Raw genomic sequence first — 25,537 nt, 5'->3', positions numbered from 1 at the left:
CGGTCTAAAAGGAGAGTGATATTCATGTCTTTGTTATCCAAAAGGGGGTCAGCCCACTTTATCTACCTCGTTCTCGGACAGATTATTTCCGTTTTCGGATCTTCTCTCATTCGGTTTGTTCTATCTTTACACGTACTGGATATGACGCACCGAGTTGATTTATATGCCTTACTTTTCGCTTTATCCAATATCCCACTCCTTCTCTCTCCCTTAGCTGGTGCAATTGCTGACCGGTTTAATAGAAAGAACTTAATGATTTTATTTGATGTCCTCACCGGCATCATGATTCTTGCCTTTTATTTTTGGTTATTCTCGGGGAATGATTCACTCTATATGATTGGAGCAGTCATGATACTGCTTGGTGTGATGAGTACGTTCTATGCTCCCGCTGTCATGTCCAGCATTCCACAGTTAGTGAAACAAGAGCAATTAGAACAAGCCAACGGCATCGTCAATGGCGTTCAGGCACTTTCAGGTGTTCTCGCACCTATTATCGGAGGAGTTCTATACGGAATGATTGGAAGCCAATCCATCATAGGTGCAAGTGCCATCGTATTTTTTCTATCAGCTTGCATGCTATTAAGGTTAAACATTTCCTTCTCCCCTAGTCCGCTGACAGAGTCTATGGGCAAAGTACTCATAAAAGATATGAAACAAGGATTTTCTTATATTGGCAGCCAGCCATTTTTAAAAAGAGCCATGCTGCTTGCTGCAATGTTAAATTTCATCCTTACACCATTTTTTATCGTAGGGGGGCCAATCATATTAAGGGTCACAATGAAGAGCAGTGACATCATGTATGGAATAGGCATGGGCTTGATTGAGTTCGCTGTCATCGCAGGGGCTCTGCTAGTTGGACTTGTAGCGAAGCATTGGCGCATTCCTACTTTATATCGCTGGCTTCTTGTCATCGCGCTTATCTTACTGCCTGTGGCGTTCTCAACATCCAAAACAGCTCTTCAATTTGGCACTTATCCAGCTTATTTTCTCTTTTTAGCTGGATGTCTTCCAATTGCTATGCTGCTAACTATGATTTCAATCGTTGTGATTTCACATGTTCAAAAGAAAACACCAAATCATCAATTAGGAAAAGTGATGGCCAATCTGACAATGGTTTCTCAATGTGCTGCTCCGCTTGGCCAAATGATGTATGGATTCTTGTTCAATACGTTTTCAGCCACCATGTATGTGACAGTGCTCATCGTCAGTACTTTCATGTTTGCACTAGCCTGCTTAACAAAAAATATGCTTCAGCATGAAGGAGAATCAGCCTCATGAGATTAGCGTTTATAAAGAAAGACTTAACCCGTCACCGCCTTATTTCAATCGGCTTAACCATTTGCATCATGATGACTTCATTTCTCACAGCAAGTGCAGCTCAAATGATCGTACAGCTGAATGGTTCCATTTCTAACCTGCTTCATTCTGCCAAAGCGCCAGACTTTGTCCAAATGCATGACGGCAACCTAAATGAAAAAGACATTGAAGCATTTTCAAGCAAGCAACCCATGGTAAAGTCCCATCAAATCGTCCCAATGATACCAATTGAACATGCAAACATCAAGTTCGGACATGAGCCTGCCAAAGCAGGTGTGATGGATCATTTATTTGTGAAGCAAAATCGCAATTTTGATTTTCTTTTAAATGAACAAAACGAAAAGCTCACTATCAATAAAGGTGAAGTGGCTGTCCCAATTTATTTTCAACAAAAGTATCATCTCAACATAGGTGAGACGTTACTGATTGAGAAAGGAGCTAATCAATTCACCTTTCGCATCAAAGCGTTCTTGCGAGATGCACAAATGAACCCCAGTCTTGTCAGTTCAAAAAGATTTCTTCTTCATAACAAGGATTGGGATGCAATAAATCAAGTGTTTCAACAAAAAGAGTACTTAATCGAATTTTTACTGCATGATGCCGCGCAGACAGATACTTTTCAAGCCATCTATCAATCATCACAGTTGCCACAACAAGGACCAGCTGTCACATTACCTTTGCTGCGTATGCTGAATGCATTGACAGATGGAATGGTCATTGCCATTCTCCTGCTTGTTTGCCTGCTGCTCATCAGTATAGCCCTTCTCTCTCTTCATCTTGCTATGACGGCTTCTATAGAAGAGGACGAACGTGAAATTGGCATACTGAAGGTGCTTGGGATTCCTTTAACGAGAATCAAGCAATTATACGTTGGTAAGTATGCCGTGCTTGCTTGTGCAGGGTGTATAGCAGGATATGTGTTAACGCTTGTATTTGGTGATTTGTTTACGGCCAATATTCACCGATACATGGGGAATCAGCCTTCTTTTGCTCATTGGTTAATCCCGCTTTTTGTTTCTATTGCGACGGCAATGATCGTCATCTCTTGCAGCTATGCTGTCCTAAGAAAGTTTGGTCAAATATCAGCTGCTCAAGCACTTCAAGGCGTTATCAATCCACCGGGTCAAAAGAAAAGAATACCTATGCACCTCAAGAAAAGCAGGTTCATACCCGTCAATATTTGGCTTGGTTTAAAAGACCTAATATCACGAAAGAAGTTGTACACAACGATTTCTTGTATTATTGCACTCTGTACATTTTTAATGCTCATGCCTATTCAGCTATGGCATACCTTACAATCACCGTATTTCATCACATACCTTGGCTCTGGTAAAAGTGACCTTCGAATGGATATACGCCAAGGAAATCATCTAGCGAAAAATACAAACGAAATAGAATCAATGATTCGTGAAGATCAAAGCATAAAAACAGCAGCCATCTATGAAACGACTTCTCTTCAGGTGAAATCAAAGGAGAACACATTAGAAACGCTCTACTTAGAAACAGGTGAGCTCTCAGCATTTCCCCTCAACTATTTACAAGGACGACAGCCTTTAAAGAATGAAGAAATTGCTTTATCCGTATTAAATGCAGATTCACTTCAGAAAAAGATAGGAGAAAGAATCACTCTCGTAACTAATGGGCATGAAATCCAAAGAACGGTGACAGGTATTTATCAGGACGTGACCAATGGAGGCAAAACAGCAAAAGCAATATCACAGCCATTTCCTCAAAAAGCTCTTTGGCAAACCATTCAAATCCAACTAAAGCCAGGAGTAAATATCGCAGAGAAAAAGACAATATTTGAAAAAAAGGTATCTCCTGCAAAAGTGACAGATATGAAAGAATACGTTCATCAAACGATCGGCAGCACAGCAGCTATTGTAAAAGTCATTGCATTTTTTGCTGCATTAGCTGCCTTTGGAACCGCCAGCTTAATGCTATTCATGTTTCTGCACATGTTAAAGGCGAAAGATTCGAGCCGAAACCACATGTTAAGAACAATTGGATTTTCTATAACAGATATAACAAAACAATATATAACAAGTTTTATCGTTGTTCTCTCTTTTGGCGCCTTTATTGGAACAATCGCAGTCAATACCATTGGTCCTGCTTTAATGAGTGTCGGTGGAGCATCATTAGGGGCGTCGAGCCTTCAGTGGCTGTCACCACAATGGGTGTCGTTTGTGTATCCACTCACACTATTTATTGTCAATTTAGCTTTGATCGCCTGGTTATCGAAGACGTTTTTTTCTAGTCCAACGACAAGGCAAACACTTTTATAAGGAGATGTTTCACATGGAACACTTGATTGAAACGAAGCGATTGTCTTTGCATATCAATTCATTAAAAGGACAAAAACAAACCATTCTTAAGGATATTCACTTATCGATAAAGCGTGGGGAATTCGTGACCATTATGGGACCTTCTGGATGTGGGAAAACATCATTACTTTATCAGCTTAGCGGCATAGAAACAGCTTCAACAGGAGAGATCAAATATAAAGGCCGATCACTATCAGAAATGAATGACAAACAGTTAACTGCTCTGCGCTTAACAGAGATGGGGTTTGTCTTTCAGCACAGCCACTTACTAAAAAATCTTAATCTATTTGACAACATCATTGCAGCAGCTTATTTAGCAAAGAAAAAGCCAAGACAAGAATTGAATGAACGAGCACAATATTTAATGGAAGAACTTGATATTGATCATTTGGCAAATAGATATTTGACAGAAGTATCAGGAGGACAGCTTCAAAGAGCCGCTATCTGCCGAGCGCTCATGAATGAACCAGACATACTTTTCGCTGATGAACCAACAGGTGCTCTTAATTCCAGTACAACGAAGGAAGTGATGAATATTTTTTCAAGAGTCCACTCTGAGGGAGCAACACTGCTGCTTGTCACACATGACCCTAAGGTAGCTCTTCGTTCTGAAAGAATCATGTTTATGAATGACGGAGAAATTGTAGCCAGTTTACAACTAGGAAGATATGATCACTCAACTGCCGAGAATCGAGAATTGAGATTAAGTCAATGGCTGCAAGATTTGGGTTTTTAATTTGAGTAAAAACAAGGCAGGAAACTGCCTGTTCTACTTTTTCTGGCACTCAAACGAGTAATCCATAGACAAACTATTTGTTTCTAAGATGATTTTGCCGCCAGCTTGTTGACAAGATTCTGTCAGCAGCTCAATTTCTTTGCTATAAAAGTATCTCTTTGACATATAAAGAGTCACTAAAACAAGTAACAGAGTCATGATAATGACTGTGATTTGTCTGTTTAAGCTTTGAAATCTTTTTTTCATTTCAACACCCTTCCTAAAAGGTTAGAGTTAGAGTTTGAGTTTGGTACTATCTTTGTCTGCTTCTATCATTTTCTTATCTCATGATCTAGCAACATCATACCTGATTTTCTTTCATAGATCGACCTTCCATTTTCCCTCTGAAATAGCTAAAAATGCTTTATTCCAAATATACGAGTGATATTTTCATTCATTATCATAAAATCCATTGTATATTTCCCTTTTTTAGACTTCCAAAAAGAGATTTTATTCATTTGTACTAACAAGCAATTCCCCTTACAATATCGTACATCACATGACCTTAGGTCCTTTTTATTACCTCTTGTCAATCACCTCACCGAAACGATTATATTTTACCAAAAATTGTGATATCGTTTTTTATGAAACAGGTGAAAGGAACTTAAAGAGGTGAAATTTCCATGGATATCATTTCTGCTGAACAGGTGGGGAATCGTTTAAATGATTGGAGAATTGCAATCCGCAAGCATGATGTACACAGTGCAAAAGCAATGTATACAGAAGTAAAGGGATTACTTCAAAAAATGGAAGAAAATCAGGAGGTCTTGACCTATTACTCATTGCTAGAAGGCAAGTATAAACTCATGTTATATGAACGGAGAGGTACAAAACTGAAGGAACAGACAGAGCCAGATTGCCCCTCTAAAACAAACGACTTAATTGAATACTATTTTTACCTATACAAAGCCCTTTACGCTTCATATAAAAGAGACTATGCATCAGCCATTGGACTGTTTAAAATTGCCGAGAAAAAACTACAACACATTCCTGATGAAATAGAAGTAGCAGAATTCCATACGAAAATCGCCAACTTATATATGCTGCTTCGTCAAAGCCTGATTTCTCTACACTATATTCAGAATGCTATTGATATTTTCAAAAGTCATGAAGGATATGAGAGAAGACTAGCTGCAGCCTTTGTCATCGCCGCTGCTAATTATATGGACATTGGTGACTTTATAAGAGCAGAAGACTACTACAAAAAAGCATTATACATCGCAGATAGTCTCAACGATCATTTTCTAACATCACAGCTTTATCATAATATCAGCATTTTGTACGCCGAAGCTGGCGAATCGAAAAAATGTATCGATGCCCTAGAAAAGGCTCTTAGTGATGAAGACTATCTCTCTTCATGTTACTTTCATCACTCCATGTACATGTTAATGAAAGAGCTGCTTTCTATCGATGAAAGGACACAAGCTCTCTATTACTTCGAATTGGTGAACCAAAAACATGAATCAGAGAAATGCCCCATCTATACAGCAAAAATGAATTTGCTTTACCATCTATATTTCACTGAAGATATGGCTCAAAAAGCTCAAGCCTGTTTCGATGAAATCAGCATTCTTAAAAAATTAAAAGATGCTGAAGGAGCCTGTGAATTAAGTGCATTAGCTGCAAAACACTTTGAAGAGCTGGGAGCAATTCATCAAGCCTATCTCTTTTTAAAGGAAGCTGATCGCATGAAACATCCTATCATTGACTGGGGGAATTCTAATGAAAAAAATGATTTTATTAATTATCACTTTGACCATCGTTGTTTTAGGACAAACAGGGGCTTTCAATTCATTAAATGATGAAAATCCTGGTACAACAGAACGACCAATCGGAACTTAATATAAACATTGGTCATACAAAGAACCACTCGCCTCATCAAGGCAAGTGGTTCCACATTTATTTTAGTTGCTGATAAGATATGAGGCGGTGTATATGTACCGCAAGATAAGTAAGCTCATCATTAGGAATGACGATACTATGCACCTGTTTAATATAGTCTTTGATCTTAAATGCAACATCCATCGCTTGAGGATACAAGTGTGCAATTTGTTCAAATAACTCATTTTCTTGATCTGATAATAATTTATCAGCATAAAGTCTTTCTACAAAGAATTTCACATGTGTAATGAACCGGCTGTAATGAATATTCTCTTGATCCATTTTCATATTCAACGTATAGCGTACAAGATTGACAATACTCCCGATCATCTTGGCATATTTCATACCATCTTTCGAATCGGATTTTTCACCTAATGCATTAATTAAGTGAAAGGCGATATTAGCAGCTTCTTCTTTTGGTAATTGTACACCCAATGTGTCATTGACTAACCCAAGTGCGTAATTCCCTACTTCAAATTCTTCCGTATAGTAGTTTTTGATTTCCCAATACACGCGATTCGTAATATTAATATTCTTTTTATGACGTTCGACTGCAAAATTCAAATGATCCATTAAGGTAAAATAAACACCTGAATTTAAAGTTGAGTTTAAACGTTTTTCTGCATATTGGACGATGTGCTGAGTTAAATCGATAAACTCCTGAGGCATTGAATCTAACAGTTGAAGAAATTCTTTTGCTTTCATGTTATCAACTGACATAAAGACTTGGTCCGCTTTTTTCTCTTCTATCATTTGACCTGGTTTCTGTCCATAGCCAATTCCTCGGCCGAACAATACCATCTCCTGTTGGTTCTGATCTTCAGCCAGGACCACACTCGAGTTTAAAACTTTTTTGATTTTAAACATCGTCATCACCTGTTTTCATGATTGTGGTGTTCAATCAAGCGATTCACCATTTGTCTCAATGACTTTTTGGTACCAATAAAATGAATCTTTTCGAGATCGTTTTAATGTCCCGTTCCCGTCATCATCTTGATCGACGTGAATGAAGCCATAGCGTTTTGACATTTGTGATGTACCTGCACTAATAATATCAATCGAGCCCCAGCTCGTATATCCAAAGAGATCGACGCCTTCTTCAATCGCTTCTCTCATTTGACGGAAATGCTCTTTAAAATAGTTAATACGATAGTCGTCATGGATAGAGCCATCACTTTCAACTACGTCCTTTGCACCCATGCCGTTCTCGACAATGATAAGAGGTTTTTGATAGCGATCGTACAATTCGATCAAAGAAATTTTCAGACCAACCGGATCAATTTGCCAGCCCCAGTCAGTTGAAGGAAGGTAAGGGTTTTTGACCCCACGAATTGTGTTCCCTTCTGTCTCTTCTAAACCTTCTTGGGCTGATTCCGTTAAAGACATATAGTAGCTAAATGAGATAAAATCTACTGTGTTTTCTTTTAAAATGGTAAGGTCATCTGCTTCCATTTGAATATGAATATCTTTTCTCTCAAGCATGCGCTTGATCAGTGGCGGATACTCGCCAAACACCTGAACATCTGCATAGAAATAGTTTTCTAAGTTTTGTTTCAAAGCTTGTTCCACATCATTCGGGTGACACGTATGCGGATACGTTGTCAATTTTGTCAGCATACATCCTACCTGGCTGCCTGGGATGATACGATGGCAATCTGCTGTTACGAGAGCGGATGCGACAAATTGATGATGAAGTGCTTGGTACACCGTCTCTTCTACTTTTCCTTCTGGGCAGCGATCAGGAATAATTCCCGCTGTAATGAAAGAGTGGCGGTGAATACTATCAATTTCATTAAAGGTGAGCCAATATTTCACATCATGTTGATAACGTTCGAAACAAACATTGGCGAACTTCACAAAGAGATCAACGACTTTTCTTTCAACCCAGCCGTTATATTTCACACTAAGCGCTAAAGGCATTTCATAATGAGAGAGAGTCACGATCGGTTCTATGTTGTGTTTTTTCATTTCTGCAAATACACGATCATAAAATTGCAGCCCTTTTTCATTCGGTTCAGCTTCTTCTCCAGTAGGGAAGATACGACTCCACGCAATTGAAATCCGAAGTGTTTTAAATCCCATTTCAGCAAAGAGAGCCAAATCCTCTTTATAGTGATGATAGAAATCAACACCTCTTCGTTTTGGGTATTTTTTATCGTCTGGATCTTTGATCGCACGGTCTATATTTTCAGAAGTAACAGCAAGATGACCTTCATAATCTTCTACACTCAAGTTGGAACGGTACATTGCAATATCTGCAACAGACGGTCCCTTTCCATCTATATTCCAGGCGCCTTCTGCCTGGTTAGCAGCAATGGCACCGCCCCATAAGAATCCTTTTGGAAAACCTTTGATTTTTGTCATATGATTAGCCTCCTAATTGTGTGACAACCATCAATGTATCTTGACGATTGACCTCTTGTAATGGCTGTACCTTAATATCATATTGGTCTGTATTTGTGATTACAGCAAGTGTTACTGGATCATATCCTGCTTCCATGATTTTTTCTAAATCAAATTCAATCAATAAATCTCCTGCTTGAACACGATCTCCTGCCTGCACTTTTGGATAGAAATACTGTCCTTCCAACTGAACGGTGTCAATGCCGATGTGGAATAATACTTCAACCCCTTGGTCCGTTTTCATACCAAGTGCATGGTTTGTTTCGAACAGCAAGGTCACCTCACCATCTACTGGTGCATAAAGTGCTCCTTTTGATGGTACAATGGCAATTCCGTCTCCCATGACCTTTGAAGAAAAAATATCATCTTTTACTTCAGATAGAGAGATCATTTGACCAATTACAGGGCTTTTGAAAGTTTCTCCTGCTCCAATTTGTTCAGCAAATCCAGCTTGGTCCTTTGTCTTTTCTTCTACTGTTCGATCTTTACCTAATACAAAAGCAGCGATAAAAGCGACAATAAACGAAATGACTGCTCCAATGATAGCAAACATCAGATTTCGCGGGAGTTCATCTGATATAAACATCGACATGCTTGCTAATCCAGGGCCAACAAGCACAAAGGCTTGTATACCAACTAAACCAATGAAAATTCCGCCAACAAACGAACCAATCATAACACTTCCAAGGACTCGCTTATTTTGAAGTGTTACACCGTATAACGCCGGCTCTGTGATACCAAAAAAGGCCGAAATTCCTGCCGAAATAGCTGTTGATCTGAGTACCTTGTCTTTTGTTCGAAGTGCCACAGCAAAACACGCTCCACTTTCCGCAATATTATGCGCAAGTGATGCCGGTAAATAAAGTGCTTCTTTCCCAAGGGTTCCCATCGTTGTGACTGCATAAGGGACCATTGCTTTGTGCATGCCTGATGCAACCATGAATGGGAGGACCGCTGCTAAAATTGCGACAGCTACCCAGCCTACCGTATTAAACATCGCAAGAATAATAGATGAAAAACCTTGCCCTGCTGTAAAACCAATCGGTCCTAACAGAAGTAACGTAACTGGTACAGTAATGACCAATGACATCATTGGGACAAAGAAAATTCGAATTGGTTTTGGTGAAAACCGCGTAAAGAATTTTTCCATTTGCGCGTAAAGCAATACAGAAAGGATGGCCGGAAACACTTGATACGCATAAGCTATATTTTTTACATCGAATGACAGTAGTTGTGCACCTTCTGTAAGCATCGCCGTCATGTTCGGCAGAAGGAGCGCACCAACTGCTGATAGTGCGACCAGTGGGTTTACTTTTAGTTTATTCGCCGTCGTTACAGCAACTAGTAATGGCAGAAAGTAAAGTGGTGCGTCCCCTACCATATTTAATATTTGATAGGTTTGGCCTTTTGCATCCATCCAGCCTAATAAAGAGAAAAGGAGAAGAAATGATTTTAAAATTCCTCCGCCTGCGATAGCTGGTACAAGAGGCTGGAAGACACCGACAATGAAATCTAACAGAACTGTTCCTGCTTTTCTTTTTTCTTTTGGCTGATTGGATGGCACGTCTTGGCTTGATGAGCTGCTGCCTATTAAACTTGTTACCTTTTGATACACTTCAATGACGTCATTCCCAATCACTACTTGGCATTGTCCTGACATTCTGACAGCTATAACACCTGGTGTTTTTTCTAGTGCTGGTACATCTGCTTTTTTCTGATCGATTAGTGTAAAGCGAAGTCTTGTTGAACAGTGCTCAAGGTGCGCAATGTTTTCTTTGCCGCCTACATGCTGTAAAACGTCTTTGGCAACTTGTGTGTAATCCATTTTTTCTCCCCCTTTTCTCATACATGAGACCTATATTTTGGCAATAAAAAAAGGACCTAAAACGACAAATTAAAGAAATTCATCGTTTTTAGATCCTGCCTGCATGACCAGTCACATGTCTAATTTATTCATATTGGATTTGTTTTTAGTATATATTGATTATATGAAAGCGTCAACATTTATTTTTCTAAAAATTATTAAGGTCTATATACCCAAATTACTCTTCTTTCATTGTTGAAGTAAGCTCCATACAATAAATATCCTTTTATCATTCATCAAAACTATTTACATCTAAAAAACCAGATAAGTTTAAAATGACCCATCTGGTTTAAAATCATCTATTTTTTCTTTTCTTCTGCCTTCTTTTTAAATGCTTTCGCTTGTTTTTGATATTCCTCTTTCGTGACAGCTTTTAACTCTACTGAATCGCCTGTCATTATATATGGTTTAGGGATTTTTTTATATTCCTTTCTCGTGAAGGCTTTTAACTCTACTGTACCGTTTGTCTTTTTAATTGGCAGTTTTATTGATTTTGCATCTCGATCAGTCGAACCTATAATGACACCTTGTTCAATTATAGGATCATAGCTCATTTCGAAAATTTCTCCCCCATCAGTAAAGCCTCCGACTTCTAATTTCATTTCTTTATAAGGCTTACAACCTTCTTCAGAAACAGTTGTTATTAGAAAAGAGCCGTTCCATCCAATCTCAATATGCATGCTTTCCACTTGTAAAAATAGTTGTTTGTCCTCTGCCGTATATAGAAAACCATATACTTTCGCCACTTTATCTCTGAAATGCCTCATATTATCATAATATCTAGTTTCTGACGTATCAAATAGATATTGATATCGATCTTGAATCTTTTTGTGATACGAATCTAGCTTTTTTCGATTGATTGCTTTATATATCATACTTTTCTTATCACCTTGTTTTTTCACAGAAAGGTCTTTCCCTGAAATTTTAACATCGTATATGATTGTTTCTTTGCCTTGTTTGACTCGCAATTCATAACCGTTTCCCTTTGAATCCCCAGATACTGCATATTGTTTTTTGTATATTTTGGGATCCCACCACACTTCTTCTACATACTTTTCGTTCAAATGCCCCGTTACCTTCCCTTTATTCTCAGATACCTCTAACCAGCTCAGTCTATCCTTAGTTTTATACGCAAATGCATAGGAATGATTCAATGAATTTTTTTGTGCGATGGCTTGATATGCTGTCCAGCCGCCTCCACCCAAGATGAGTACTGCCAGGATAGACACGACCCACATTTTCAATTTGCTCATACGTACCTCCTCTAATATAAGTTTTGGGAAATCGACAATGCCGATATTTTACTATATATTCAACTAAATCCTTATTAATCTAATATTTATTATAAAATTCAGATAAATACTTTACGATAACCAATCCCTATTCACTTGAACCAACACGATCTATTTTTTCTTTTCTTCCGCCTGCTTTTTAAATGCTTCAGATTGTTTTTGATATTCCTGCTTCGAGACTGGTTTAAATTCTACGATACCGCCTGCTATTTTCAGAGGAAGTTTTATTGATTTTGCACCTCGATTCGTTGAACCTACGATAATACCAGTTTTGTGCTCTTCGATTTGAGGATAGGTACTGATATCAAACATGATTCCATCAGAAACACCACCGGCTTTATGTTTCGTCTCTTTATAAGGTTCACCACCATCCCCTGGAACTGTTCTCATTAGAAAGGCCCCTGACCATTCAGACTCAATATGCATGTGCTTTACTTGTAGAAATAGTTGGTATGAACCATCCTCCGCAGTATACAGATAACCATAAGCGCCTGTTACTTTCTTGATGTAGTCTCTTAAATAATCATAAAATCTAGTTTCTGAGTCATCAATTAACTCATCATATCGATCTTGAATGGCTTTTTGATACGTATTTAATTTTTTTTGATCAACTGCTTTGTATGTGATGCTTTTGTTTTCACCTTGTTTTTTCACAGAAAAATCTTTTCCAGCAACATGTACTTCATACATCACCGGATCTTTTCCTCGCTTCACTTGGAATTCGTAACCGTTTTCAATTACTTTTCCAGTTAATTGATATTTATGTTTAAATAAATTCGGATCAAAATGCATTTCCGGACTTTCTTCTAAGATGGTTTCATTCAAGTGACCGGTTACTTTCCCTTTTCTCTCCGTTACCTTAAACCAATTCACACCCTCTTTTGTCTTATGCGCAAAGGCGTAGGATTGATTCAATGCACTCTTTTTTCCGATTGCTTGATAGGCTGACCAGCTGACTGCACCAACGATTAATACCGTCAGGACAGTCACAATCCATATTTTCGATTTACTCATACGTACCCCTCCAATATATGATCTGATGAATAATCATCCATATATATGAATGGTCCATCTTCCCGATTAACAAAATCAGGTAAATTACCACCCCCTTTATCAAATTTATTTTTCAACAACCCCTTGTATCTGCCACTCTATATCATTTATTATATATCTAAATGATATATCTTTTAGATAGGTGTGCTGATATGAAAAAATACAATGATACGACGTATGCGATTTTAGGTATTTTAACGACTGATTGTAAGTCAGGGTATGAAGTGAAGCAATTAATTGATAGAAGCCTGCATCATTTTTGGAAAATCAGTTATGGTCAAATTTATCCAGCTTTAAAGTTAATAGTCGAGGAAGGCCTTGCGGAAGTTTCACCTGCTGCTGCTTCTGGCCGCTCAGACAAGCGGGAATATCATTTGACTGAAAAAGGATTGGATACGTTAAGAGCGTGGCTGGCGCAGCCGCTCGACCAGTTACCAACAGAGCGTAATGAGGTGTTATTAAAGTTATTCTTCGGTCAATATCTTTCGTTTGAGAAAAAATTGGTGCTTTTACAGGATTATGAGAGGCAGCTCCGTATTCGTTATGAGACATATGTTGCGATTGAACAAAACATTCAAGAGCTGTATCCAGATGAAGCGGATGCGAAGTACTGGCTGTTTACTTTAGATTATGGAAAAAGAGTGGCTCAAGCAGGAATTGATTGGTGCGTGGAAACAATCCATTCGATGAAGAAGGAAGGGTAAATGAATGAAAAAAGACATACGTGCTGGCAGATTTACAACGGACAATTCTGATTCGATTGTTGTGTTCATCATCGGAATGAGGATCAACAAACGCTGGGCCATTCATCAATGGCTGCCTGTGTTCATGGCGATGCCTGGTATGATCAAGGAGCTGTATACCCATCAAGATGAGCTTGGCTTTCTTGGGACTGAGAATTACTTTGGATTACGCACGACAGCGATGATTCAATATTGGAAATCAACTGATGACCTCCTTGCCTATGCCAAGATGGAGAAGCATTTGGCTGCTTGGAAAGAATTTAACCAAAGAACACGAAATAATGACGCGGTCGGAATTTATCATGAAACGTACCAAATTCAAGCTGGCTCGTATGAATCCATCTACGTGAACATGCCTTCCTACGGACTGAGCCAAGCGAAATCCCCTATTTCAATAAGTAAAGGACAACAAACAGCGAAGGACCGTCTGAATACAACAAATTCCTAGAGAGCGATTCTCTAGGAATTTCTTTTTGTAACGGTCACAAAATGCTTTAATATGCGGGCTGTTAATCCCCAAATGGTGTAGTTTTCGTAATCATAAAACCATTCCTCAATCGAACGGCTTCCCCAGCTGTATTTTTCACCATTCATGATTTTTTCATAAGGAAAGTCCTCTCCTGGTGTTGGCTGAACGGATACATGATGTAAGTACGGCTCATATTGGCTGAGCCATGATAGAGGCACAGTAAAGGTCTCCTCTACTTCTTCTTGATTAAAGGAGTGTTTCACTTTTTGCTCATCAATGATACCGACGTATGGGTATACCACGAAGGATGGAGAAGCGATATAAGGACTGAGCTGTCCAAGAATCTCGACCGATTCTGGCGGAATGCCCAGCTCTTCATGTGTTTCTCTCAGTGCAGCCTCCTGTGCTGTTTCGCTGCCGTCAAGCTTGCCCCCAGGAAAGCTAATATCACCCGGCTGTTTTCTCATGGTCAGCGATCGTACCTCAAATAATATATGCCATTCTCCATTTACTTGCACCAAAGGGATAAGGACTGCTGCTTTGAACGCTGTCTCTTCTCCAATGAACAACGGTTGTGATTGATGCAAGTCATTTTTTAATTGATCAATGAACACGGACATCACCTGTTTTCTGTTTCTCTTTTCTTTAGCGTATCATGGTTCACCTTTTCAATAAAGATGATCTTTCTGACAATTATTTTTATCATTTTGACAACTTTACTTGTCAAAATGAGTATAATACTTTACAATCAAGGAAAGATTTCAATCAAAATTGAGGTGACAGAATGAAAAATCGGTTAAAAGAGCTTCGTGCGCGTGATGGTTTAAACCAAACTGAGCTCGCAAAGCGTGCAAAGGTCTCTCGTCAGACCATCAGTTTAATGGAACGAGATGAATTAATGCCGTCACTCTTGCTCGCTGTTAAGCTTTCACGAATTTTTCAGGAACCCATTGAACGTATTTTTCTATTCGAGGAGGATGAACTCTCATGAAAACTGTTTACAAAATGCTCTTAGGTGCTCTCCTTGGCTTTCTCGGTGCTTACTGTCTGCTGGCAGCCGAATTTGAGATGACACTTCTTGATATTGCATTTGAAGCGACTCTTGTCATCAGTGGATTGACGCTTTTATTGATTATTTATTGTTTTTCAGGGATTTCACGTATGAAAAAAAGAGTGTCTCTTTCGGTCTCTGGAGATGAGGAGGATGAACTGGAAGCAGTTCAGTATCGGACCTTTACTGATTTGACTTTAGCCAATACGGTAAGTACCATTTTTTCCATTGTTGCCATCGGTATTGCGATCGTCACCGAGCAGCCCATTTGGTTGATTCTCGTCAATGCTGCTTTATTTATCGTCTCCATTATCAGTTCATATATAGCGATATCTGTTCTAAAGCTTGTCTACCCTAATCGCAACCTGCCAAGCCCATCTGACAAAGATTACAGCAAAAAGCTGCTCGCCATTTCAGACGAAGGGGAAAAGCATGTGATGCTTGGCGGACTTTTTCACACTTATCAAATGATGAACATCTTATTGACCGGTGCCATGTTTATTTTGATTGTGTACTCACTTGGCGCTAATCACTCTCAGCTTTTCTCGATCATGGTGATTGGACTTGTTTTAATTATTTTGAATGCAAATTATATGTTCAGGATTAGAAATCGTTAAATGAACAAAAGCACAGCCTAATGCAAAGGCTGTGCTTTTTCCGTTCATTATGACGCACGGCGTTTCTTTCGTGCATAAATCAAAAATAAGAAACCAAACCATACGGGTGTCAATAACAGCGCAGGACGTGTTGCATCTGCGAAGAGCATGATTACGAGAATGGCTGCAAAGAGCGCAAGAACACAAATGTTCACAAAAGGTGTGAACGGTGCTTTAAAGGTAGATGCTGCATGCAGTTCAGGCTTTGTTTTTTTATATTTCAAATGACAAATTAAAATAATACTCCATACCCAAATGAAACAAATGGCACTGATCGTGGTCACAATACCAAAGGCTTGTTCGGGTATCAGCTTGCTTAAAAGGGCACCGACCGATACCACAATCGTTGAAACGAATAGTGCATTGCTTGGGACAGCGTGCTTGTTCAAACGTCCAAAGGAATCTGGCCCCTGCTTTTGATGACTGAGATTATACAGAATGCGGCTTGTCGAGAACATGCCGCTATTACAAGCTGATGCCGCAGATGTCAACACAACAAAATTAATGAGCCCCGCCGCTACTGGTATCCCAATGAGTCCAAAGGTTTTCACAAAAGGACTTTCTGATGCGCTGAGTTCAGTCCATGGGTTGATACATAGTAAGACAAAGATCGCACCCACATAGAAAAATAGAATTCTTAATGGAATCTTATTAATCGCAGAAGGAATATTTTTTTGCGGATTGGCTGTTTCTGCTGCGGACACACCGACCAGTTCAACTCCCACATACGCAAAAATTACCATCTGAAATGACAGCAAGAAGCCCGTGACACCATTCGGGAATAACCCGCCATGAGACCATAAATTCGTTATCGTCACCGGTCCGGCATCTGTTTGAAAACCAATGATTAAAAGAACAATTCCAACCCCGATCAATAATAGAATTGTAATCACTTTAATGAGTGCAAACCAAAATTCCATTTCTCCGAAAAGCTTCACCGTTAATAGATTCAATCCTAGTAAAATCAACAAACAAATGATGGCAGGAATCCACTGCGGGATGTCAAACCAATACTGCACGTACACACCGACCGCAATGACATCCGCCATCGCTGTCATAATCCAGCAAAACCAATAGGTCCACCCTGTCACAAAGGAAGCCCACGGGCCGAGATAGTCCTCTGCAATATCGGTTAATGACTGATAGCCTGCCTTCGATAAAAGCAATTCTCCGAGTGCCCTCATGACAAAAAAGATGGCCATCCCGACAATTAAATAAGCAAAAATGATTGAAGGACCTGCCAATTGAATAGCTTTTCCAGATCCTAAAAACAGCCCGGTTCCAATGGTTCCGCCAATGGCAATCAATTGCACATGACGGTTTGATAAATCTCGTTTTAATTCTTGTTGTGCCAATGCTAACACCCTCCTACGACACGATCTTATACTAAAATAATGAACCCTTTAAAAAAGTCCATAAAAAAAGAGATTGGATGCGCTCCAATCTCACGGTCATAAAAGAATAGCAAAATAGAGAAAAGTCATACACGGCATCATCCATGCATCACAAATACAATATTTCGTACTCTTCTGTCCTTTTGCCTGAGATTGTGAACCCTTCGGCGCCGCACATATATGCGGTCTCTCCAGAAGCTGCTCCTGCTATAGTGTGACCCACAGCATTCATAGCCTTCGTTATTTAATTAAAATGTTGCTATTTCTGAATAATTTTATATTTTACGCCTCAATCAGAAAGCTGTCAATGGTAATCTTTTATGATTTACAGCGTTACTCATATGTCTTCACTTCATCAATCCCCCCTGATTCATGTATAATAAATCAACAGATGTTCGGCTCGTCTGATAGAGAAATCCCTCTTGATGATGAACAAAGTTAGGCAATCCATTGAAGTTGGTGAAGATAAATGAAAAAAATGAACAAACAGCGTGTCACATTACAGGAAGTCGCCAAGCATGCCGGTGTCTCGACTTCAACGGCATCACTCGTTGTTCGAAATAATCCTAGAATCTCTGAAGCCACTCGAAACAAAGTACTGCAATCCATGGAGGATTTAGGATACGTATACGACCGCGTTGCTGCCAACATGCGGTCAAAAAGCTCAAATATCGTTGGTGTGATTGTGACGGATATTTCTAACACCTTTATTTCGGAGTTTTTAATTGGCGTACAAACCACGCTTGAATCACTGGACTATACTGTTTTACTTGGTACGACCTTTGACAGTGTCGATAAACAGGAGCGGCTCATTTCCACCATGGTAGAGCACCGAGTGGGCGGGATTATTTTAAACCCTGCTTCGAAAAGCTCTGCTCGAACAGTTAAGCAATTAAATCAAATTCGCACCCCAAAAGTACTGGCAAATCGCGAATTATCAGATGTGCAATGTGATTATGTCGGTGTTGATTATGAACAAGGTACTTGGATGGCGGTTCATCATCTTCTTCAAAAAGGACATCGGCGCATCGCCTTCTTAGGGGGCATCAAGACCTCTTCGACTTGGATTGAGCGAATGAAAGGTTTCAAAAGAGCCCATGACGAAGAAAATGTGACGATTGATGATTCTCTTATTATTGATATAGAACCTACTCGTGAAGGCGGGAAAGAAGCACTTGCCCAAGTGATGGATCAGCCTGAGCCACCTACAGCTATTTTTTGTTTTAGTGACTTATTCGCTTTTGGCGTCATTCAAGCACTTTCAGCACGGGGCATCCAGCCTGGTGAAGATATTGATGTGGTTGGATTCGATAATGTCCCCGAAGCGGAGATGTACCATCCACCGCTCACCACTGTTTCCTCCTTCCCCCGATCCATCGGGGTAAAAGCAGCGAACCTTTTATATCATAAAATGAACGAACAGGATGATGAGCTGCAGCGATTGATTTTAAAGCCTCAACTTCATATTAGAGAAACCTCTTCCTCATGATGAAAAGAGAATTGTGTGCAGCAATTCTCTTTTTTCATTGATCAAGTCAACTATTTCTTTGTTTCATTTTTCTTTTTTTAAATCACAAAGTCATAAACTTGACACATTTAAAACACAGGAGTATATTTATCTCGTTGCTTCTTTTAGTATATCGTTATACCTATTTCATCCTATCGTTATTTCTATTGAAAAACAGTTAAAAGTGATTTTTTACGATTCTGATCAAATCATGAAGTTTCACTTCCTAATCAAGGCTGTTATTATTTTTTACATTTTAGTAGAACGATGTACTTAATTGAAGAACAGATGAATATTCATTATTTTTTCATCAATCACATAAGGGGTGTTGTGATGGGATTCATATTATTTATTTTTAAGGAAACAATAACAAAGGGTATACAAAGAATTTGACCTTAAAAAGGTTTCAAATATAGGAGTGGGAACATGAAAAATCCTTATATCAAATCGTCACTTGGCATGTATTTGAATTACTTCATGCTTGGCATGATCAATATTATTGTAGCTTCAAACATGGACAGCTTATCTGAACGCTACCATGTAGATATTCCGAAAATCAGCTTGCTTGTATCGGCGATCGGAATTGGTAAACTAATTGCGCTCTTTTTCTCAGGCCGGTTAGCTGACAGCTGGGGACGTAAGCCTGTCATTATTATAGGAAATTTTCTTTACTTATTGTTCTTAATCGGTATTCCAACGACAACAAGTTATACACTGGCATTTACCTTTGCGATTTCAGCAGGTATTGCCAATTCACTGCTTGATTCAGGAACCTATCCTGCTTTGTCAGAGTCATTTCCGAAAAAAGCAAGTTCGGCTTCTGTTTTAGTAAAAGCGTCTGTATCCATTGGGGCGACTGTTCTTCCATTTATCTTGGCGTTCCTAGTGGCACATGACATTTTCTGGGGCTGGGCGTTCTTTGGACTAGGACTTCTTTATTTACTTGTAGGAATTTACTTACTCTTTATGCCATTCCCGAACCATAAGCAAGTTTCTTCACAAGACGCTCTTCCAGTACAGGACCAGCTGAAGGAAGAACCAAAAATGCTTGGCGAAGGTTTAGCTGTTGTACTTATGGGATTCACATCGACTGCATTGTTTGTCGTATGGCAGACATGGCTTCCGCAGCTCGGGTTAAAATTAATCGGACTTGGAACAGAACAAGCCACACAGCTTCTATCTTATTTTAGTATTGGTGCACTGGTATCTGTTCTATTGCTTTCAGTTGTCTTAGATAAATTAATTTCACCGATTATGGTGGCGATCATTTATCCAATTGGGGCGTTCCTTGCAATGCTTTCACTTTTCCAAATCGAAACGTACAGCATTGTCATTGTCAGCACCTTCTTCTTAGGACTCTTTACAGCGGGAATCTTCCAGCTGGCGATGAGTATTATGATGAAATTATTCCCGACAAACAAAGCAACGGCTTCATCCTATGTGAACATTGCGGCAAGCTCAGCGTTTATTCTCGTGCCGCTCATTACAAGTGGATTGGTCAGCACGTACGATATTAAAATGACGTTATTTTTCGATATGATCATTGCGGTTATTAGCGTATTACTAGCGGTCTTTGTTCTTGGACGCATGAAAAAATTATTTAGATAATTAAAGGAGATGTCAATTATGACAAACATACATGAACGTAATATTGATGGAAAAACAAAATTAGTCGGTCTTCTTGCTACACCAATCGGACACAGTCTTTCACCACGTATGCATAACCTTGGCTATACACTAACAGGTATCAACTATGCTTACCTCGCCTTTGATTTAGGGGATGAAGGACTAGAAGCAGCCGTAAACGGTTTGAAAGCAATGGGTGCAGCTGGATTTAACGTCTCTATGCCGCACAAAATGAAAGTACTTGATTACTTAGATGAACTAGATGATTCTGCAAGACATACACGTGCAAGTAACACTGTTGTGAACAAAGATGGTAAGCTCATCGGCTACAACACAGATGGTCTTGGATATGTGAGAAACTTGATTGAACATGGCGTTGAATTAGCCGGCAAGAAAGTCACTCTCGTTGGCTCTGGCGGCGCTGCGACTCCGATTGCGATTCAGCTTGCACAGTCCGGCATTCGTGAAATTAGTATTTTTGCTCGTAATGATCAATACTTTGTTCAAGCAGAAGAAAATGTAAATTACATCAACAACGAAATGAAATCTTTCGGTGTCAAAGCAAACATTTTCCCACTTGAAGACAAAGACGCGTTCCGCCGTGAAGTAGCAGAAAGTGCGATCCTAGCAAATGGGACAAGCCTTGGCATGAAACCACTAGATCAACTCAGCATCATCGATGATACACTTGATGTACTGCGTAAAGATTTGATCGTGACAGATGTTGTATACAACCCGCAAAAAACAAAGCTTCTTGCACAAGCACAGGAAGCTGGCGCCAAAACCATTAACGGTCTTGGAATGATGCTATGGCAAGGTGCTCTTGCTTACAAACTCTTCACTGGTGAAGATATGCCAGTTGATCAAGTAAAACAAATTCTTTTTGAAAATGACCGTTTCTAAAACAAAAAAAGACAAAGGGCTAAAATGATGATCATTTTAGCCCTTTCAGCGTGATAGCCCTGAGACGACTTCCTGCGGAGGTCGTCTTTTTTTAATCATGTATCATGATTTGACGGTATCGATACAGGATATACAGTGCGCCGATAATGGCCGCAACAGCCACAACTGCATCGAACATAAAGATTTGTAAAATGGACGCGTGACTCTGAATTAAACCTGTTACGACCGGGATGACGATAGCAGACACGCCGCCCGCTGTCGAGATAATCCCAGTCATCGTTCCTTTGTTTTTCCAGAAGAATTCAGCCATCACAGTTAACGTCAGCTGAAAAACTCCTGCTGTTGAAAATCCCAATACAAAAGCATTGACGGTTCCTATGACTGGTGATTTCACGACCAAGAGCACACAAATGGACACAAGTGTAATGATTGGATAGATCAGCAGCACAGTGACCGGCCGGACAAAGCGGCGCAAAAGAAACGCGAGCATCACGACAGACAGCAGCCCGCCCATGCTATAGTAACTGAGCAGTTTCACAGCACTGCCCGATGTCATCCCCAAGATGGCCTCACCGTACGTAGGAAGCCAAATTTGCGGCAATGCATACAGTCCATTTGACGTAAAGCTGATCACAATGAGTGCGATCCCTTCTCTCCAAAATGTAGGCTCTGTCGAGAAGCGCGGAAGTCCGTCATGCTCCGTTACCTGGACTTGCTCTACCTTGCGATGATTCGGAAACGGCAAGGTCCACAGCATCAAGACATTCACGAGATAGATCAGAGCAGGAACAAAAAATGCCATTCCATAAAACAAATCATGCTCTGCTAAAAAGAAAATCGCCAGTGGCAAAATGGTTGCCCCAATGGATATAAAGGCCTTCACCATCACATTCGCAGATCCCGAGTTTTGCGGAAAAGCCTCCATTAACGCAGGATACGTTCCTGCATCCATTGCCGAATTTGCGACCCCTGCCAAAATCGCAAACGCAAACGCGATTTGATAATTCGGAGACAATGGGATTCCGATGAGGAACACCGCCATCAGCACACCAGAAACCAAAATGACCGGCTTTCGCCCAAAACGATCTGACAGCACGCCTGATAAACCATACGTGAGCACCCTGCCAATGCCAAGCGCCGAAATCATATAACTAATTCCCGCACTATTGGTATCTAACTGTTTGATTAAAAATGGCATATTTGAAGCCAAAATAATATTGACCATACCTAATAAGAAATAATTAATATACAGACTAGAAGCCGTTCTCACATACGGATTCCTCATCCTGACACACCCCTCAACACCATCGCAATGAAGTGACAAATAATGGTTACGCTTACAAGATCTCATATGTGAGGAAGAACAGCTTTGCAGCCTTCACGTTCATACATCTCATCATGTCATGCAGCTCACAGCTTACACGCCCTTCATGTATCAAGCATTTCTTCAATTTTTCACTGCTCTTATTTTATACGAATGCGAAAGGTAAAGATAGTGAATTGCTTAAATTTGAAGAGAATTCATCGATCAAGCGTATGACACCTTCGATAGAAAAAAGGAGTGGTTCATTCCACTCCTTAAGTGATGTCTAATTTTGTTTGCTCAAGAATTCGATTTAAATGAATAAAGACTTCGTTCACATTCACTTCAAGTGCTTCAATTTCATGCTCTCGAAAACACATGAATCGCGCTTGTGTAGGAGTTACTTTCACCTGGCTGACCCATTCCTTTAACATTTGTACAGACTTTTCAATATGCTCTTGATAGTGTTCTCCATGTATTTGGATTTTATGTACTCTCGATTAAAAGGAAAGCAAACCCCTTCTGACAAAACAATTGATTTTCCTCGATGTCTAAAAAGGGGTGTTCTGGAAGTGTCATGTAGCTTAATTCGCTTATTAAGTGTTTTCTTCTGTTTTTTCTTTTTAAGGTTTCGATTTTTGATTTTTTGTTGTTATTCATACTAGTTACCTTTCTTTTTAAATCCAACAAAATTTTTACGTTTATATTTGATCTTTTAAAATGTCTCCTTTCAAGTATCACACAATCAAATAAAGTACGATCTTTTTTATTTAATTATCTTTTCAACCAAGATGAATTTTGTTTTCCTTAATAAAAAAACCTTGAAAGGATACTATCCTTCAAGGTTTTTGTGGGTACTAAGATTCAAAAGCCGTTTTTTCTGGAAATATGCCACCTTCTCTTACAAGGCATACTGCTAACCTTTGAGCCGCTCGATCAAAATAAAACTCATTGGGAATATTTTGATCTGGTAAGCTCTCTAACTCTCTAAACTTCCTAGTTATTTTACTTAACTCTATCTTACCCATTACCTCTTCATTAGGTCCAAATTTGTAAACTACAGTTTCTTCATCCTCATATTCCTTTAATAACAAAACATACGAAGCCAATTTTATTCCTCCTTTGGTGGATACCATGGACGCCCAGATTCAACTGTTTTATCATGTGCGGTCCTGTAATCTGTCTTGAATATCCCTTCAAACTTTGATTCAAAAAGTTCGTGATTTAACAAGTCAATATCATTCTTTTTATAAGTACCTTTTTGTAATCTATCCCAGGCTTGTGCTATTTGATAATCTGAGTCAAAACGCCCAACCCCATGTTCTTTTATATGCTCTTTTATAAATAAATGCTCCTTTATTCTTTGTATCCTGTGTTCGGGCATTCCAGTATTCTTAGATATAGACTTTATATCAGCTTTTGTCTTTCTAAAAGACTCATACATTTCTTCTGCTTTATCAAGTTGTTTTAGATATGCATCTATTGAAAGTTCCCTGCCACCAGTTTGAACTCTATCAGCACTCTTAAATCCCATTTTACCATGAAACCCTTTCGCCCCAAACGGCAAAAGCATTCCCAACGCTGCATTCATACTCGCTTCCTGCTGTTCTTTCGAGATCTTGTTTCCAAACATGTCTCGGCCTGTGATCGCTTCGCTGAAGCCGTTGGTGGCGGTGAGGCCATATAATCCTTTTTGAGATGTTTTCAGGGCGTCAAAGGATTTTTGTGATGTCTTGTAAATGTCGACTGCTCTGACTGCAGCTGATGTGACTTGAGTCGTTTTATAGACGGCCTTTCCGCCTTTGAAAATGCGTCCTGCCCAACCCACGATAGGGATGTAGCCTGCTGCTGCCATACCGCCTGCCGCGACTCTCTGTCCTGCCGTGAGCTCCTCGCCTGTGATTGGATCAACGCCTGTTGCGGCACGTTTTGCATCATTCACACCCGTTAGTTCATTGACAATATTTCCACCATAATCGAGCACTTTTTCATACCAAGAACGGTTGGCGAGGGCTTCTTGTTCCTTCACAATCTTTCGGGCTTCTTCTTGTTCTTTTTTGATTTTCAGATATTCAGAAGTTTGCTTTTCAATATCACTTTTTGCCTTGTAGATTTCGCTATTTTGATACGCTTTCTTATCAAAATTCATAGGCGAAATCGCTTTTCCGTCATTTGTCGCATTCATCATTTCAGCGTACAATGCCATTGTAACTTGCTGTTCCGTCTCTGACAAAGCATATTCATCTTTTAAATTTTGATCAAGCTCTCTTAGTTCTTTGACCGTTTTTTTTCGTTCATCTTCAGCATCTTCTATTTTTTCTTCAAAGGTTTGGCTATCAAATACCTCTAGAGAAATGAGGTCATCGATGTCTTGAAAAATGGTTTTGAGTGCCTTTTTTTGATCCTTCACAATGCTTTTCGCGTTTTTGATGCCCATATGTACTGCGTTGTCTAAAAAGTGTTCTTCTACAAAGGTATCGCCGCCAAAGTTTGTATCATCCAGTGTCCCAGAAACACCTTCATGAAAGGCTTTTTGCTTATCAATGAAGCTGATAAACATGTCAACATTTCCAGCCAGCTCTTTATAGAAGTTTTTAATGTTATCGGCACCTTTCCCAGTGAAATCATCACCGAGATTGGCAACACCTTGTAATGCCTTTTTAAATCTATCATTTGTTCGCGGAGTTCCTGATAATGTTTTGCCCTTGTGTCCATGGCACTTGTTAGTGCTTTTGCATCAAGTATCTTCCCCAGAAGAATTCACTCCCTCCATTATTGATCATAAAGTCTATTTTACCGTGACCTCCAAAACGGAAAAATAGGCTAAATGACATAAAAATGGAATAGACTTTCTATCTCAACAAAGCCAGGAAATAGAAAAAGGCTAGACAATACATTTTGCTCTGTCTAGCCTTATCTTCGTCCTATTTATAATTATTGATTGGTCCTTTATTCCAAACTATGTGATAGAACCTA

General features: G+C 39.4%; 22 protein-coding genes, 1 pseudogene and 1 riboswitch. Of the genes and pseudogenes, 11 read left to right on the top strand and 12 right to left on the bottom strand.

All coding sequences use genetic code 11. The features are described 5' to 3' along the window. Positions 1–24 precede the first annotated feature (24 nt). The 3 genes from ACLGGR_RS05665 to ACLGGR_RS05655 are packed head-to-tail and all read left to right on the top strand — an operon-like array spanning position 25 to position 4,377. Positions 25–1,278, top strand: coding sequence for an MFS transporter (locus ACLGGR_RS05665; RefSeq protein ID WP_410972667.1), 1,254 nt, complete (start codon positions 25–27; stop codon positions 1,276–1,278). Beyond that, positions 1,275–3,602 carry an FtsX-like permease family protein gene (locus ACLGGR_RS05660; protein WP_410972666.1) on the top strand — a complete coding sequence of 776 codons (2,328 nt, stop codon included), beginning with the start codon at positions 1,275–1,277 and terminating at the stop codon, positions 3,600–3,602. The genes ACLGGR_RS05665 and ACLGGR_RS05660 overlap by 4 nt, the downstream gene beginning before the upstream one ends. A 13-nt stretch (positions 3,603–3,615) precedes the next feature. After that, complete coding sequence (locus ACLGGR_RS05655; protein ID WP_410972665.1) at positions 3,616–4,377, top strand: ABC transporter ATP-binding protein; 762 nt, start codon at positions 3,616–3,618, stop codon at positions 4,375–4,377. 33 nt (positions 4,378–4,410) lie between these two features. On the opposite strand, the gene ACLGGR_RS05650 is transcribed toward ACLGGR_RS05655, so the two are convergent. Further along, positions 4,411–4,623, bottom strand: a complete 213-nt coding sequence (locus ACLGGR_RS05650) for a hypothetical protein (protein WP_142946087.1) — start codon at positions 4,621–4,623, stop codon at positions 4,411–4,413. Between the two features lie 416 nt (positions 4,624–5,039). Here ACLGGR_RS05650 and ACLGGR_RS05645 point away from each other — a divergent pair, with 416 nt between their 5' ends. After that, on the top strand, positions 5,040–6,218 hold the full coding sequence (locus ACLGGR_RS05645; protein ID WP_410972664.1) for a response regulator aspartate phosphatase: 1,179 nt from the start codon (positions 5,040–5,042) through the stop codon (positions 6,216–6,218). Positions 6,219–6,315: 97 nt separating this feature from the next. On the opposite strand, the gene ACLGGR_RS05640 is transcribed toward ACLGGR_RS05645, so the two are convergent. The 5 genes from ACLGGR_RS05640 to ACLGGR_RS05620 form a co-directional block, all read right to left on the bottom strand. Beyond that, positions 6,316–7,164 (bottom strand): PRD domain-containing protein, encoded by an 849-nt coding sequence (locus ACLGGR_RS05640; protein WP_410972663.1) that lies wholly within the window; start codon positions 7,162–7,164, stop codon positions 6,316–6,318. Positions 7,165–7,194: 30 nt separating this feature from the next. Next, entirely contained in the window at positions 7,195–8,661 is a 1,467-nt protein-coding gene (locus tag ACLGGR_RS05635; protein WP_142946084.1) for a glycoside hydrolase family 1 protein, read from the bottom strand. A gap of 4 nt (positions 8,662–8,665) precedes the next feature. Further along, a complete protein-coding gene (locus tag ACLGGR_RS05630; RefSeq protein ID WP_410972662.1) occupies positions 8,666–10,525 on the bottom strand; it encodes a beta-glucoside-specific PTS transporter subunit IIABC in 1,860 nt (619 codons plus the stop codon). 338 nt (positions 10,526–10,863) lie between these two features. Then, positions 10,864–11,817 (bottom strand): hypothetical protein, encoded by a 954-nt coding sequence (locus ACLGGR_RS05625; RefSeq protein WP_410972661.1) that lies wholly within the window; start codon positions 11,815–11,817, stop codon positions 10,864–10,866. 150 nt (positions 11,818–11,967) lie between these two features. After that, positions 11,968–12,870 (bottom strand): hypothetical protein, encoded by a 903-nt coding sequence (locus ACLGGR_RS05620; protein ID WP_410972660.1) that lies wholly within the window; start codon positions 12,868–12,870, stop codon positions 11,968–11,970. A gap of 191 nt (positions 12,871–13,061) precedes the next feature. On the opposite strand from ACLGGR_RS05620, the gene ACLGGR_RS05615 reads away from it, so the two are divergent. Then, positions 13,062–13,613, top strand: a complete 552-nt coding sequence (locus tag ACLGGR_RS05615; RefSeq protein WP_142946080.1) for a PadR family transcriptional regulator — start codon at positions 13,062–13,064, stop codon at positions 13,611–13,613. A 4-nt stretch (positions 13,614–13,617) separates the two neighbouring features. Continuing rightward, complete coding sequence (locus ACLGGR_RS05610; protein WP_061110314.1) at positions 13,618–14,100, top strand: DUF4188 domain-containing protein; 483 nt, start codon at positions 13,618–13,620, stop codon at positions 14,098–14,100. A gap of 11 nt (positions 14,101–14,111) precedes the next feature. On the opposite strand, the gene ACLGGR_RS05605 is transcribed toward ACLGGR_RS05610, so the two are convergent. Further along, entirely contained in the window at positions 14,112–14,735 is a 624-nt protein-coding gene (locus ACLGGR_RS05605) for an NUDIX hydrolase (protein WP_095409975.1), read from the bottom strand. 170 nt (positions 14,736–14,905) lie between these two features. On the opposite strand from ACLGGR_RS05605, the gene ACLGGR_RS05600 reads away from it, so the two are divergent. Further along, on the top strand, positions 14,906–15,112 hold the full coding sequence (locus ACLGGR_RS05600) for a helix-turn-helix transcriptional regulator (RefSeq protein ID WP_003215336.1): 207 nt from the start codon (positions 14,906–14,908) through the stop codon (positions 15,110–15,112). After that, entirely contained in the window at positions 15,109–15,789 is a 681-nt protein-coding gene (locus tag ACLGGR_RS05595; protein ID WP_142946078.1) for a DUF3169 family protein, read from the top strand. Before ACLGGR_RS05600 ends, ACLGGR_RS05595 begins: the two co-directional genes overlap by 4 nt. Positions 15,790–15,836: 47 nt before the next feature. On the opposite strand, the gene ACLGGR_RS05590 is transcribed toward ACLGGR_RS05595, so the two are convergent. Beyond that, positions 15,837–17,183 carry an amino acid permease gene (locus ACLGGR_RS05590; RefSeq protein WP_410972659.1) on the bottom strand — a complete coding sequence of 449 codons (1,347 nt, stop codon included), beginning with the start codon at positions 17,181–17,183 and terminating at the stop codon, positions 15,837–15,839. A gap of 164 nt (positions 17,184–17,347) precedes the next feature. Next, a riboswitch (glycine riboswitch) is annotated at positions 17,348–17,427 on the bottom strand. Positions 17,428–17,691: 264 nt separating this feature from the next. On the opposite strand from ACLGGR_RS05590, the gene ACLGGR_RS05585 reads away from it, so the two are divergent. The 3 genes from ACLGGR_RS05585 to ACLGGR_RS05575 all read left to right on the top strand — a co-directional run bounded on the left by ACLGGR_RS05585 (position 17,692) and on the right by ACLGGR_RS05575 (position 21,258). After that, positions 17,692–18,711: a LacI family DNA-binding transcriptional regulator gene (locus tag ACLGGR_RS05585; protein ID WP_410972658.1), complete on the top strand. Its 1,020-nt coding sequence runs from the start codon at positions 17,692–17,694 to the stop codon at positions 18,709–18,711. Positions 18,712–19,155: 444 nt separating this feature from the next. Beyond that, entirely contained in the window at positions 19,156–20,337 is a 1,182-nt protein-coding gene (locus tag ACLGGR_RS05580; protein WP_410972657.1) for an MFS transporter, read from the top strand. Between the two features lie 18 nt (positions 20,338–20,355). Next, complete coding sequence (locus tag ACLGGR_RS05575; protein ID WP_251216228.1) at positions 20,356–21,258, top strand: quinate/shikimate dehydrogenase; 903 nt, start codon at positions 20,356–20,358, stop codon at positions 21,256–21,258. A 91-nt stretch (positions 21,259–21,349) separates the two neighbouring features. Here ACLGGR_RS05575 and ACLGGR_RS05570 read toward each other — a convergent pair whose 3' ends face one another. From ACLGGR_RS05570 to ACLGGR_RS05555, 4 genes and pseudogenes are all read right to left on the bottom strand, one after another. Continuing rightward, positions 21,350–22,543, bottom strand: coding sequence for an MFS transporter (locus ACLGGR_RS05570; RefSeq protein WP_142946073.1), 1,194 nt, complete (start codon positions 22,541–22,543; stop codon positions 21,350–21,352). Positions 22,544–22,836: 293 nt separating this feature from the next. Continuing rightward, the gene (locus ACLGGR_RS05565) at positions 22,837–22,995 is read right to left on the bottom strand and encodes a YxiF family protein (RefSeq protein WP_410972656.1); all 159 of its coding nucleotides are present in this window, start codon (positions 22,993–22,995) and stop codon (positions 22,837–22,839) included. Positions 22,996–23,418: 423 nt separating this feature from the next. Then, positions 23,419–23,670: a hypothetical protein gene (locus ACLGGR_RS05560; RefSeq protein ID WP_024427595.1), complete on the bottom strand. Its 252-nt coding sequence runs from the start codon at positions 23,668–23,670 to the stop codon at positions 23,419–23,421. A 2-nt stretch (positions 23,671–23,672) separates the two neighbouring features. Further along, a pseudogene (locus ACLGGR_RS05555) lies at positions 23,673–25,276 on the bottom strand (ribonuclease YeeF family protein). Between the last annotated feature and the right edge of the window lie 261 nt (positions 25,277–25,537).

The sequence above is a fragment of the Bacillus sp. BD48 genome (assembly GCF_046566805.1).
Taxonomy (GTDB): domain Bacteria; phylum Bacillota; class Bacilli; order Bacillales; family Bacillaceae; genus Bacillus; species Bacillus safensis.
The sequence above is the reverse complement of the archived record's forward strand: the minus strand, read 5'-3'. Positions and strand labels throughout refer to the sequence as shown.